Below are 13,035 nucleotides of genomic sequence, written 5' to 3'. Positions count from 1 at the left end.
GGAGCGGTGCTTACTTCACTGCATCCGCGGCGGTGGCGAGCTGCGGGAGGAACGTGTCCAGCGCCCACGGCAGGCTCAGCGGCGAGGAGGCCGAGATTGCCAGGACCAGGCTCTTGTCCGCGTCGGCAACGAATGCGCCGTTCTTGATGGCCGGAATCTGGCCCAGCAGGGGGTCGCTCTTGACGGCCTCGGCGGTGGCGGCATCCTCGACCGAGCTCAGGAAGATATCGGCCTCAAGTTCGTTGGCTTTCTCGGCGGCCCACGTCACGAAAAAGTCCTTGGAGCCGGCTGAAGCCTTCTCGGCGACCGGGGCCAGCTTCATCCCGACAGCTGAGAGGAACTTCGGACGGTTGTCATTGGCGGTGTAGAAGCCCGTGGCAGTGAGGTCTGCGGGATCGGTGTAACCGTAGACGAAGCTCTTGCCGGCGATCTGCGGGTACTTGGCAGCTTCCGTCTTTACGGTGGCCTCAGTATCGGCGATGAGCTTGGTAGCCTCAGCCTCCTTGCCCAGGGCCTTGCCGATGATGGAGGTTGAATCCTGCCATGAGGTTCCGTAGGCAACCTCGGGGTGCGCCACCACGGGGGCGATCTCGCTGAGCTTTTTGTAGTCCTCTTCGGTAAGGCCCGAGTAGGCGGCCAGGATGACGTCCGGGGTGAGCTTGGCGATCTCGGTGAAGTTGATGCCGTCAGCCTCGGAGAACTGGACCGGGGCCTTGTCGGAACCGAAGCCCGCGCCGAGTTCCTTCAGTGCTGCGTCCTTCCACGGTGTGGAGCCCTGCTCGTTGCCGCCCCATTCGTTCTTGGGGACGCCCACCGGAACAACGCCGAGGGCAAGGGCAACGTCGTCGTTGACCCAGGAAACGGTGACTACGCGCTTGGGCTGTTCCTTGACGGTGGTTTCACCGAAGGCGTGCTTGATGGTGACCGGGAACTGCGAGCTGCTGGAGCTGGAGGTGCTGGCGTCCGATGTGGAGGACACGGGGCCCGTGGAGCAGGCGGACAGTGTGAGTGCCGCGGCGGCCAGAACGGCCGTTGCCTTGCCGGCTGACTTGAACAGCGTGCGGCGGGTGGCGCTCGGGCCGGAGAAGAGGGGGGAAGTCACGGAACTCCTTAGGTGAATGATGCGAACCTAAGTAAGGGTAGCCTAGCCTGCCCGTAATTAGAAAAGCTTTGTATTGCGTAATTGATCATGTGACGCAACATATAGCGGAAGGTCATTGCCGGTCGGGGGTGAACGGTGGTTCACTCTTAAGGGGGTAAACACGCGTTCACCGTGCCGCGCCCCATCCCAGCCCACACCTGAAAGCACCTGATGCCGCGTTCCAACGCCCTGAACACCACCCGGGGCCCGTCCCCGTCCGCCATCACCGCCGTCCTGGCCCTTAGCGGCACGGTGGTAGCCCTTATGCAAACCCTGGTAGTGCCCCTCCTTCCGGATTTTCCCCGGATCCTGGGTATCACCGCCGACGACGCCTCCTGGCTGGTGACCGCCACCCTGCTCGCCAGCGCCGTGGCAACGCCCATCGTGTCCCGCAGCGCGGACATGTACGGCAAGCGCAAGATGATGGTGGTTTGCCTGGCGATCATGGTGGCCGGCTCGGTCATTGCCGCGGTTGGCGGATCCTTCCTGTGGCTGGTCATCGGCCGGACGCTCCAGGGCTTCGCATCGGCCCTAATTCCGGTGGGCATCAGCATCATGCGCGATGAACTGCCCAAGGAGAAGATGGGCTCCGCCGTTGCCTTGATGAGCGCCACGCTGGGAATCGGCAGCGCCATGGGCCTCCCCCTGGCCGGAGTGCTGTACGAGAGCCTGGGGTGGGCCTCGATCTTCTGGGTTTCCGCTGCCGCGGGCGCACTGCTGCTTGTTGCCGTGGCGCTGGTGGTTCCCGAATCCAAGGTCCGCACCCCCGGGCGGTTCGACTACGCGGGAGCACTGGTGCTCTCGGCAGCGCTGGCCGCCCTGCTGCTGGCGATCTCCAAGGGCGGCGCCTGGGGCTGGGGCTCGGAGCCGGTGCTGCTGCTGTTCCTCACGGCCGCAATACTCCTGGCTGCTTGGGTCCCGTACGAGCTGAAAGTCAGCCAGCCGATGGTTGACCTGCGGACATCGGGCCGCAGACCGGTGCTCATGACCAACGTGGCCTCGCTGCTCATCGGCTTCGCCATGTTCGCCAACATGCTCCTCACCACCCAGCAGCTCCAGCTGCCTACCGCCACGGGGTACGGTTTCGGGCTGAACGTCATCACCGCAGGGCTGTGCATGGTCCCGTCCGGGCTCGCGATGGTGATCTTCGCCCCGGTGTCCGGGCGCATCATCCGCGTCTTCGGCGGCAAATCCGCGCTCATCGCCGGCGGCGTTGTGATGATCGTGGGGTACGTGGGCCGCGTCTTCTTCTACGACTCCATCGCCTGGGTGATCATCGGCTCAACCGTGGTCAGCGTGGGCACAGCCATCGCCTATGCCGCCATGCCCACTCTGATCATGGGCGTGGTGCCGATTACCGAGACCGCCTCGGCCAATGGACTGAACAGCCTGGTCCGGTCCATCGGCACGTCGACGTCGAGCGCCGCGGTTGCCGCGGTCCTCACCTCGGTCAGCATGACGGTGGGAGCCGTGCACCTTCCGTCCTTCGACGCTTTCAAGGACGTGTTCTGGCTGGCCGCTCTGGCAGCGGCAGCATCGGTGGCGGCCACGGTCTTCATCCCGAAAGCCACCGCGGCCCACCGGCAGGCCGCGCCCGTTTCCGCCACGGCCGCCTCCGTGAACACCACCGAAATTGTGGTGCGGGGCCGCGTCCTTGCCCCTGACCACCGCCCCGTCGCTCCCGCCGTCGTGACCGTGCTTCAGACCGCCGGCGAGCCGGTGGACTGGAGCCGGGTGGACACGGAAGGCAACTATTCGGTGGCCCTCCCCGGCGCCGGGAAATACCTCATCGTGACCAACGCGGCAGGCTGGGCGCCCACGGCCGACGTTTTCGACTTCGACGGACGTACCCTGCACCAGAACTTCCTGCTTCGGGACCGGCTGGAGATCGGCGGACGGGTCACCGCCGGCAGCGAGGCTGTGGCGGGCGCGGTGGTGACGCTCCTCGAGGCAAGCGGCGGCTACGTGGACACCACAATCTCGGACGACGACGGCGCGTACGCGTTTCCGCTGCCCGCCGCCGGCCGCTACGTTGTGACCATGGTTAACCCGGCCACACATCAGGCCATGGCCCGGAAGCTCGCGGTGGACAACCGCTCGGTCACCGTTGATCTCGCCGCGCCTCGCGTGGAGGAAAAGTCCATGGAACCGGTGGGCGCATGAGCAGCCCCAGCCACGACGCGATCTTCAGCGCCGCCGGACGCCTTTTCGGTGAACGCGGCTACCGCGCCGTCACGGTGCGGGACATCGCCGCGGACGCGGGCGTTTCGGCCGCCCTGGTCATGAAACTCTTCGTTTCCAAGGAAAAGCTCTATGCCGCCGTGCAGCCGGACGAGTCGCTGCTCACCGAACTGGAAGTCCCGACGTCGGAGCTCGGCAGGGCCCTCGTGTTCCGTGTGTTGATGCGCCGGGAACGCGGAGTGCAGGAGCCGTGGGCCATCATCCCGTTCGCCGTCCTGGACTCTCCCGACCCCGAGGCCGCCCGGACGGATATCCGCGAAAGGTACCTCACCGCCATCGTCCGGCTCATCGGGGACACCACACCGGAGCGCCGGTTCGCCTCCACCGTGGTGGCCCTGATGACCGGCTTCGGCGAGACCGTCCGCACCCTGGGCCTTTTCGACGGCTGGGACTTTGACGAGCTGGTGGGACACTACGGCGCAATCGTCCAGGCCCAGATCGACGCGTGCACCGCCGCCAGCTAAGACGCTCTTTCACTTAACGCAGGAAAATCACCAACGCTCTCTCGCTTTCTTCAAGAAAGTGAGAGAGCATCGGCGGAAAACCCACGTTAAGTGAGAGAGCGTCTGACCTAGCGGAGCACGATGTCCACGGGGTTCGCCTCGGACCGCCACTGACCTTCCGCGCCGGGCCGGGGCCGGATCACCGGGGCGGTGAGCACGCCGGAGCGGTTGGTGCGCTTGTCCCGCAGGATCTCCGTCACGGAGCCCAGGTGCCGGGACAGGTCGATCACGTTCTCCGGCGCGGCCAGCAGCAGCTGGAAGCCGAACTCGTGCAGCGCCTTGATCCCGGCGCCGGCAAACTCCTCCGAGGCCAGCACAAACGCCTCATCCATCATCACGGTGCCGTACGTGGTGAACCCCTGCTCGGCGATGCCCAGCTGGTAGCTCAGCGCCGCGGCCATGATGAACGCGGTGAAGCGCTGCCGCTCGCCGCCGGACATGGAGCCGGTGTCGGCGTGCATGTACACGTCGGTCCGCTTGCCGTTTTCCCGGTGTTCCTTGCACTGGATGAACAGGTGCCCGCGGACGTCCAGCACTTCCGCGCGCCAGCGCCGGTCCTCGGGGGTGGGTGAGCCGAGCCGCTTTACGAGCGTTTCGAGGGTCTTGTAGCGGGCGGTGAGCTCGGCGTCGTCGCCTCCCCCGGCTTCCGGGCCGGAAACCGTGCCGGATCCGGCGCGGGTGGGCCGCATGTGCCGGGCCTTCAGCGCGTTCTGGATGGCGTCCTTGAACTGCTTGGCCGTGGCCGGCAGGGTCTGCTTGATGTCCAGTTCCAGGAAGCTGCCCTCGTGGAAGTTGACCTCGGACAGGATGCCGTTGAGCGGCAGGATGCGGCTGGTGATGGACCGCCGCTCCTCGTCCAGCAGGTGCAGCAGCGTGCTGAACGATTCGTGCGTGCGCTGGTTGAAGAACTGCCGGAACTCGGACTCCTGGGCGGGCAGGCCGTCGCTGATGATGGCGTGGTAGCGGCCTTCGAACTCCCCCGCCGCACCGATGGAGGTGCCGTGGTCCGCGGAAATCGCGGAACCCCACTCGCGCACAAAACCCTCGAAGATCCGGGTCAGCCGCTCCGAGGTCGCCTGCCCGCGCGTCTCGGCCACGTGCAGCTCTCCTAGCAGCGCCGTCCGGACACGGTTGGCCAGGTTGTCCAGCTCATGCATCTCGCTGACGTCGCCGAAGTCGGTGAAGTACGGTTCCAGCGCGGTCACTGTGGCGTCCGACGGCGGCGCCTGCTCCAGGCGGGCACGCGCGGCTTCCAGCAGCGAATCGGCAGCGCTCATTTGCCGGTCCAGTGCCTTGTATTCGCTCTGCAGGACGGCGGCTGCTTCGGTGCTGGCCTGGTGCTTCTGCCGGGCAGATTCGATGTTGGCCCGCAGCGGTTCCAGGTCGGCCTGGGCCGCGAGGGCATCCTTGAGCCGCTGTTCAATCCTGGCGAGTTCATCGGCGGCGACCGCAGCTGACACCTGTTCCCAGGGCCGGTGGTCCTCCGCGATCCGGCGGAGGGCATCGAGCTGCCGGCTCATGCCCTGGTGCGACTCTTCACGGCTCTGCGCCAGCTCGGCAGCCTTGGCGAGTTCCTGCTGCAGGTCCTCCACCTGGGCGGCCACAAGTTCCAGCTTGGCAGCATTGTCGAACCCGAGTACGTAGTCCTGGCGACCGGTGAAACGGTCGTCCTTCTCTACCGTGTGCCGGTTGCGTTTGACCACACCGCCCAGGCTCAGGCCCTTGTCCAGGGTGGCCAGCTCGTTAGGGTCCTCGACGCACGGGTAAGCGAAATCGAGGGCGATCCGCTCCCGGATCCATTCCCCGGCGTCCGCCACCGCGCCGCTGGCGAGGATGTCCAGCTTGGTCAGCAGGTCGCCGTCGTGCGCGTCTTCCACGGCGAGGGCGCCGCCCGCGAGCGGTTTGGATACGTCCACCGCGCGCAGGGCTCCGCGTACCTTGTTGTCGTTGAGGTAGCGGGTCACGGCGGCGAAGTGTTCGCCGGGGACCAGCAGCGTGGTGGCGAGGTTCCGGAGCGCGCGCTCCGCCGCCGGCCGCCACTGCTCCTCCCCTTCAGCGAGGTCCATCAGCTCGCCGCCGAACGGCATCCGGTCTTCCGGGACGCCCGTGGCCGCGGCGATTGCCGCGCGGTTTTCAATGCTCGACGGCGGCAGCAGGGACTTGCGCGTCTTCAGCGACACGAGCTCCTGCTGGGCCGCCGCCAGCTCGCGCTTTTTGGTGGCGTGGCCGTCGAAGGCTTCGAAGCGGAGCTCCTGCAGGGCCTGCGAGTCGTCCTTAAGCTCGGCCGACCTGGCGGCAGCCTGCTCGTGGGCCTGTTCCCAACCCTCAGCGGTCCACTCCAGCTGCAGGCCGGCGTCGGACAGGGCCGTGCGGGCCGCTTCCTCCACCTGCTCGCGAAGCCGCAGACCCACGTTGGCGTTGTCCAGCGACTGCTCGATCGCGGAGATCGCGTTGCCGCCCTGGTTGTTGTAATCGGTCTCCAGCTGGCGCAGATCCTTGGCCAGCCCGTCGCGGACGGAGCGTTCCGCGCCCAGTTCCTTGGCTTTCGCCTGGGCCAGCTCCTTGAACCGGGCCAGTGTCTTCTCGTGCACCGTGACCGCGAGCTGCTGCTTGTAGGCTTCGAACTCCTCGCCGGACAGCTCACGGAGCCGGTTCGCATCCAGCAGCGACTGCGCGTATTCCTTGTTCAGGCCGGGCACGGGGGCCAGCTGGTCCCGCTGCTGCCGCACGTCCTCCAGCCGCTGCCGGATGGACATGAGGTTGCTGAATTCCTCCACCACGTCGTCGGCCGCGGCGAGGGTGGCGGGGGCGTCCAGGACCTGGTCGCGGAAGAAGGTATTGACGCTGCCGCCCAGGCCCTTGCCGGCCTGGATCACGCGCAGCAGGGGCAGAGCCTGGTCCGAACTGATGCCGAGGAGCCGGCGGAAACGCTCCGCGAAGGCCTTGTGGACATCGAAGATCTGGGCGTCCGGGAAGATCGTCTCCAGCGCAGCCTTGGTGAAGCGCTTGTCCGCGATGTCCTCGATGGCCGGCAGGTCCAGCGGCTTGCTGTCGATCACGTAGAAACGCCCAACACTGGACTCCGTGCCGTTCTTGGGCAGGTCGAACAGTGCGGACACCGTGATGCGGGTGCCCGCGGCGTTATCAAACGTCAGGGCGACAGCGGACCACGTGGCGCCGGGCCGCTGGAACGCGCTGGCGGAGCCTTCGCCAACGGCCTTGTCGCCCACCTTGCCGCGCATGTACGTGAACGTGGTCCTCTTGTCCTCCACAGCACCGCCGGCACGCTGGGCCGCCGCCTCGTTGGAGCGCGGCCGGGCATCGAATACGCGCAGCATGGCGTCAAACAGCGTGGACTTGCCCACGCCCGAGTTGCCCGTCAGCAGGGTTCCGTTCCGGTCCACGTGCATTGTGTGCGCCCCATGGAACGTGCCCCAGTTGACCACCTGCACCAACGCAAGGCGCATCTGACCGGGGTTCGTGAGATCGCCCATCGGCAGCATGGTTGCGATGCTCATGCGTCTCCTTCTTCGTGGTCGGCTATCGCGCCACCACCGGACACATGCTCTGCATGCTCGCTCGTTCCTCGCTTAGACGCATGCTGCCGCATGTCCCCGGAGTCGTCGCTGTTGTCAGTCACCGGTTCGTTGTCCTCAGTGTCGTCGTCTGCGCGGAGGGGATTCTCGCCGTCGAGCTCTATAAGCGCTTCTGTGCCTGTGGGGTCTGCGGTGGCGGCTACCAGGGCTTCGATTTGGGCGGGGATGTCGCCGATGTTTTCGAAGGGGAGGGCCAGCGGGAGGGCGTTGGAGATGGTGTAGACGTCGTCCAGGCCGGTGGTGAGGAGCAGCTGGCGGGCCAGGAGCTTGGTGATGGCCCGGGTGACCACGTCCGAATCGCGCAGCGCGTCCTGCTGGCCGGCGGGCTGGTAGTGGGCCACGAGGTCTGCGATTTCCTCGCGGGTGATGGTGGCATCGGTCTGGGCGGTGACGTGGCGGTCCAGCAGCATCCGCAGGCGGAGCAGTACGATGGTTTCCACCCGGCTCAGGGCACGCTGTTGGCGCAGGATGCTGGACCGGTTGCTGCCGCCGATGGCTTCAGGATCCACCGGGCGCAGGACGGCGATCTTGCGCTCGTGGTCCAGCTGCAGGGTCAGGAACAGCTCGGACAGGCGGCTGCGCAGGATGATCTGGTTGTCCAGCAGCGTGGTCCACAGCTTTTCGTCGCGGCCGCCGTCAACGTACGGACCCTTGAGCAGCTTGACCAGCGCCTGGCGCACTTTCATCGAGAGCACGCCGGTGTCACCGGGAAACAGGGCCGCGCCGTCCACAAACGTGTCCCGGGGTGTGATGGTAGAGGTCCGTCCAGCACCAAATGCCGCCCCCGCCCCTTCGCCGCGCAGCTGATCTTCGATCAGCCCAGCGCGCGGCTCCGATAGCGGGTCAGGACTTCCCAATACTCGCAAGCTCGCATCGGGGCCCTCGTCCGGTCCCTTAGATGCCACTCCCTGGGCGGCATCTGGTGCTGAACTCATGGGGTTTGAAAGGTCAGTCATCGTCAATCCTTCTTGAGGGTGACCACCGGCAGGTACGCCGTGCGGGTGGTGCCGTCGATCTGTTCGTAGTCCAGGCCATCCCAGGCGTCGCGGTCAAAGGCCGCGCCATCCTGGAGGGCGTGCGAGAGGAGTGCGCGGATGGAGTTGATGTGCTGTTCCTCCGGCGGCAGCTGCCCCCAGGCCTCGGCCAGGGTGGCCGCGCCGGCCACGGCAGCCCGGATGGCCTCGGGGCGGGCTTTGCCTGTTCTCGGCGAGCGCACGCGGTCTGAGTCGCTGAAGGCGATGGGGTCGGCCAGCTTGGGCGGAACGGCGAACTCGTCCGGGTCGTAGAGCTTGACCATGGCCAGCGATTCGAACCCGGCGTTGAACAGCACCGGACCGCGGACCAGTCCCGGCCGTTCGCGTTCATACGGCAGGGACCTGATGGCCTGCTCGGCCTCGCGCAGCACCTTCCGGAGGCGGACGGACTGGCGGAAGTCGTCGCTCTGGACGTAGGTGTTCAGGCTTTCGCTGAGCTTGCCGTAGATCCGCTGGATCTGGCTGTGCTGGTGGCGGAGCTCGGCCACCAGGTTCTTGAGCGTCTCGCGGTCCTCCGGCGAAAGGTCGTCGGCGAACTGCCGACTGAGGACCTCACCGATGGCCGCCCGGAACCGGAGCTGCTGCTGCGGGTCTTCGAGGAATGCGGTGAAGGAGCGGAAGGTCCTGCCCTCGGGGCTCTGCCGCAGCCGCTTGTCCGCGTCGAGCACCTGCGCCATGGTGGCGCCTTTGCTCAGCGACTCCTCGATGATCTGGTTGCGCAGCTCGCCCACCAGTTCCTCGATGCGGTCGCGCATCTTTTTGTAGTCGGCGGGCAGGCTGGCGGCGAGGTCCAGGATGTTCCCGGCGGCTTCCACCGCTTCGTCGTCGTCCAGCAGGCCGTCAAAGTCGCCGGAGCTGATGTCCTGGATCAGCTGCTGCCGTTCCCCGATCTCGTCCTCAAGGGATTCCAGCCGGGCACTCTGGTCCGGATTGGTCTCATTGGCCAGCTTCTCCACGTCGCCCAGGAGCGTGCCCAGCCGGGAACCGTTCAGCGTGGACCGCTCGCTGGAAAGGCTGTCCAGGAAGGCGAGCACGCGGGCGGCCGGCTCGGTCACCTCGTAAACGATCTGCCCCGACTGGTTGCGGCGGGTCAGGAAATGCTTGCGCGTCCACTCGTCCGCATAGTTCCTGCCGGACGACGTGCCGATGGCGGCACCACCCGGCCCGGGCTCCTGGCGCCGGAGCTGCTCAAGGAAGGAGTCGACGTCGGCGTGGAACTCCTCGAGCGGAAGCTGCGGACGTGTGCGGGTGAAGGATGCCTGCAGCACCGCGATCACCCAGGGCGCCGAGCGCGTCAGGGCCCAGGCGGGTCCCTTGGTGAGGAGTTCGAGGTCCCGGAGCCGGGCACTGATCGCGTCAGCGGATGACCTGGCGGAGCGGGGCACGCGCTCTCCTTCAGCTGCTGGGGGATGGTTGGGCAGCGCGGATCGCGAAAACTGCCAACTACAAGGTTAACGCAGGCCCCGCGACCGAAAACTCGTTGTACCTTGCTGGCCGCGGGAGCACACTGTTTAGATCACCTGAGAGGAGTTTGTCATGCGTGAAAAAGCTGTACTGATCACCGGCCTGGCGGCTGCGGCTGTCATTCTGGGTGGCGCGACAGTGGCGGTCGCCGCGAGCACCGGGACCAGCGGAGATCAGCCCTTGAGCAAGATCGGGGTCAACGTCGACCGGTCAGTGCCGGTGTCCACCGTCCCGGGGCCCGAGCGGGACGATGATTCCAATCTGGCACCACTTAACACTGCGGACCATGACCAGGCCGCGAACGCCGCATTGGCCAGGGTGGGCCAGGGCAGTGTCATCGAAGTGGAACGGGAAAATGACGGGAACGTCGCGTACGAGGTTGAAGTCAGGCTGGACAACGGTTCCCAGGTTGAAGTGGGGCTCGGCGCCGACTTCGCGGTCCTGAACCAGGCCGCCCCGGAGTTCGACGACGATTAAAGGCACGCGCGGACAGTGACTTCCGCGACCGCTCCGTGACCTACGTCCCGGTAGCATTGCGATCCCGTATCAACCCGCCATGACGGCGGGGCAGGTCTGGCTGGGACGCCTCAGCACCCCTACGCTCATGCTACTGATCTCAACCGAAGCAACGGCGCAGCAGGGGGAACAATGCAGTTCGACTTAAGTGCAGTGGAGACGGCCACCATGGTGTTCATCGGAACCCTGGTGTTTGCCCTGGTTCTGGTGGGTTTCGTCCTGACAGCGGGCTTCCTGGCCCTGGTCATGGTTGGGGTAGGCAAGTTCGCCTGGTTCCTCGCCTCCACCACGCTGCTGACGGTGGTCCACGGGATCAACAGCGGCTGGGACAGGTTGGTCCACCACGCCTCCGCCGGATCCCCGGGGGACTTCCAGGGCCAGCCATCCCCTAGCACTGGAAGCTACCCGCGGGTAATGTTGAGAGACAGCTGAAGGGTTCTCCAACCCGGCGGATCCATGGCTTGAACCGGCCATCCCGGTCAGAGGAGATACCCCATGAGCTTCGCCACTGACAGTCCCGCCACGAACCCACCTGCCACCGAAGTTCCTGCCACGGATGCCCCGGACGCCGAAGTCCCCGTCGCCGCGGCCAATATCGGGCCCGAAGCCACCGCGGCGGACGCCCGGGCACTTGCTGAAGCCTCCCGCGAACTCGACTGGGAGCGGCCCAGCTTCGCCAAGGGACTCTACCTGGGGAATTTCGACCTCAGCCTCATCCACCCCTGGCCGAAAGCGAACGCCGATGACGTGGAACGCGGTGAGGCCTTCATGGAGCGCCTCACCGCGTACGCCCGCACCATGTCCGGGCGCGTGATCGAACGCGAGGCCCGGATCCCGGACGAGTACCTCCAGGGCCTGGCGGGCCTGGGCGTCTTTGGCATGAAAATCCCGCAGGAGTACGGCGGACTAGGCTTGTCCCTGGTCTACTACGGCCGGGCCCTGGCGCTGCTCGGCAGCGTCCACCCGAGCATTGGCGCCCTGATCTCCGCGCACCAGTCCATCGGCGTCCCCGAGCCCGTGAAGGTCTTTGGCACGCCGGACCAGAAACGCGAGTACCTGCCGCGCTGCGCCGGCGGCGCCATCACGGCTTTCCTCCTGACGGAACCGGACGTGGGCAGCGATCCCGCCCGGATGGGCAGCACCGCCGTTCCCACGGACGACGGCGGGAGTTACGTCCTGGACGGCGTGAAACTTTGGACCACCAACGGTGTGATCGCCGAGCTCGTGGTGGTGATGGCCGTGGTGCCGGCCCACACCGATGCGGACGGCACCGAACATAAGGGCGGCATCAGCGCCTTTGTGGTGGAAATGGACTCCCCCGGCATCACCGTGGAGAACCGCAACACGTTTATGGGGCTGCGTGGGATCGAAAACGGCGTCACCCGCTTCCACCAGGTGCGGGTGCCGGCGGCAAACAGGCTGGGCCGCGAGGGCCAGGGCCTGAAGATCGCCCTCACCACGCTGAACACGGGCCGGCTTTCCCTGCCGGCGTTGTGCGTCGCGTCCGGCCGCTGGAGCCTGAAGATCGCCCGGGAATGGTCCAACGCCCGCACCCAGTGGGGCCAGCCGGTGGGCAAGCACGAGGCCGTGGGCAAGAAGATCGCCTTTATCGCCGCGTCCGCCTTCGCCCTGGACGCCGTCTTCGAACTGTCCGCGGAACTCGCCGACGCCGGGCAGAAGGACGTGCGGATCGAGGCTGCCCTGGCCAAGCTGTGGTCCTCCGAGATCAGCTACCGGATCGCCGACGAACTGGTCCAGATCCGCGGCGGCCGCGGCTTCGAGACGGCGGAGTCCTTGGAAGCCCGGGGAGAACGCGCGGTTCCGGCCGAGCAGCAGCTGCGCGACCTCCGGATCAACCGGATCTTCGAGGGCTCCTCGGAGATCATGAAACTCCTCATCGCCCGGGAAGCCGTGGACGCCCACCTGGCCGCTGCGGGCGACCTTGCGTCCGTGGACGCGAGCCTCCAGGACAAGGCGAGGGCCGCCGTCGGGGCTTCAGGTTTTTATGCCCGCTGGCTGCCCAAACTGGTGGCCGGCGCCGGAATGGATCCCCGGTCGTACAGCGACTTCGGCAGGCTGGCCAAGCAGCTGCGCTTCGTGGAACGGTCCTCGCGCCGGCTGGCCCGCCAGACGTTCTACGGCATGGGGCGCTGGCAGGCGAAGCTGGAGTACAAGCAGGCGTTCCTGGGCAGGGTGGTGGACATCGGCGCCGAGCTGTTCGCCATGGCCGCCTGCTGTTCCCGGGCCGAAATGATCCTTCGCACCACGCCCGAACATGCCGCCAGCGCCTACGAACTGGCAGAGGCATATTGCGAGCAGGCCCGCGTCCGGATTGACGAGTACTTTGACCAGCTGTGGCGGAACACGGACGACGGCGACCACATCCTCTCGCGCAACGTCCTGGCCGGGGATTACACCTGGCTTGAGGCGGGCGTACTGGACCAGTCGGAGGGCACCGGCCCGTGGATCGCCGATGCCACGCCGGGGGCATCCAGCAAGGAAAACCTGCACCGGAAGTACCGCTAGCAACTCATAAGCAG

General features: G+C 66.6%; 9 protein-coding genes. 5 read left to right on the top strand and 4 right to left on the bottom strand.

All coding sequences use genetic code 11. The annotated features are described in order from the left end of the window. Positions 1 to 10: 10 nt before the first annotated feature. Complete coding sequence (locus MUN23_RS09625; RefSeq protein WP_248763580.1) at positions 11 to 1,102, bottom strand: iron-siderophore ABC transporter substrate-binding protein; 1,092 nt, start codon at positions 1,100 to 1,102, stop codon at positions 11 to 13. A gap of 210 nt (positions 1,103 to 1,312) precedes the next feature. On the opposite strand from MUN23_RS09625, the gene MUN23_RS09620 reads away from it, so the two are divergent. Together MUN23_RS09620 and MUN23_RS09615 are read left to right on the top strand one after the other, a co-directional pair. Further along, complete coding sequence (locus tag MUN23_RS09620) at positions 1,313 to 3,304, top strand: MFS transporter (protein WP_248763579.1); 1,992 nt, start codon at positions 1,313 to 1,315, stop codon at positions 3,302 to 3,304. Next, positions 3,301 to 3,846 carry a TetR/AcrR family transcriptional regulator gene (locus tag MUN23_RS09615; RefSeq protein ID WP_248763578.1) on the top strand — a complete coding sequence of 182 codons (546 nt, stop codon included), beginning with the start codon at positions 3,301 to 3,303 and terminating at the stop codon, positions 3,844 to 3,846. The genes MUN23_RS09620 and MUN23_RS09615 overlap by 4 nt, the downstream gene beginning before the upstream one ends. Positions 3,847 to 3,953: 107 nt before the next feature. Here MUN23_RS09615 and MUN23_RS09610 read toward each other — a convergent pair whose 3' ends face one another. The 3 genes from MUN23_RS09610 to MUN23_RS09600 are packed head-to-tail and all read right to left on the bottom strand — an operon-like array spanning position 3,954 to position 9,900. Then, a complete protein-coding gene (locus MUN23_RS09610) occupies positions 3,954 to 7,403 on the bottom strand; it encodes an ATP-binding protein (protein ID WP_248763577.1) in 3,450 nt (1,149 codons plus the stop codon). Continuing rightward, on the bottom strand, positions 7,400 to 8,437 hold the full coding sequence (locus MUN23_RS09605) for a DUF4194 domain-containing protein (protein ID WP_371876009.1): 1,038 nt from the start codon (positions 8,435 to 8,437) through the stop codon (positions 7,400 to 7,402). Before MUN23_RS09605 ends, MUN23_RS09610 begins: the two co-directional genes overlap by 4 nt. A 2-nt stretch (positions 8,438 to 8,439) precedes the next feature. After that, positions 8,440 to 9,900: a DUF3375 family protein gene (locus MUN23_RS09600; protein ID WP_248763576.1), complete on the bottom strand. Its 1,461-nt coding sequence runs from the start codon at positions 9,898 to 9,900 to the stop codon at positions 8,440 to 8,442. Positions 9,901 to 10,051: 151 nt separating this feature from the next. On the opposite strand from MUN23_RS09600, the gene MUN23_RS09595 reads away from it, so the two are divergent. From MUN23_RS09595 to MUN23_RS09585, 3 genes are all read left to right on the top strand, one after another. Then, positions 10,052 to 10,456, top strand: a complete 405-nt coding sequence (locus MUN23_RS09595; RefSeq protein ID WP_248763575.1) for a PepSY domain-containing protein — start codon at positions 10,052 to 10,054, stop codon at positions 10,454 to 10,456. A gap of 171 nt (positions 10,457 to 10,627) precedes the next feature. After that, complete coding sequence (locus tag MUN23_RS09590) at positions 10,628 to 10,927, top strand: hypothetical protein (RefSeq protein ID WP_058930786.1); 300 nt, start codon at positions 10,628 to 10,630, stop codon at positions 10,925 to 10,927. 63 nt (positions 10,928 to 10,990) lie between these two features. Then, positions 10,991 to 13,021, top strand: a complete 2,031-nt coding sequence (locus MUN23_RS09585; protein ID WP_248763574.1) for an acyl-CoA dehydrogenase family protein — start codon at positions 10,991 to 10,993, stop codon at positions 13,019 to 13,021. Positions 13,022 to 13,035 lie beyond the last annotated feature (14 nt).

Origin of the sequence: Pseudarthrobacter sp. SSS035 (assembly GCF_023273875.1) — a bacterium.
Taxonomy (GTDB): domain Bacteria; phylum Actinomycetota; class Actinomycetes; order Actinomycetales; family Micrococcaceae; genus Arthrobacter.
Note: the sequence above shows the minus strand (reverse complement) of the source record. Positions and strands in the feature narration are given on the sequence as shown.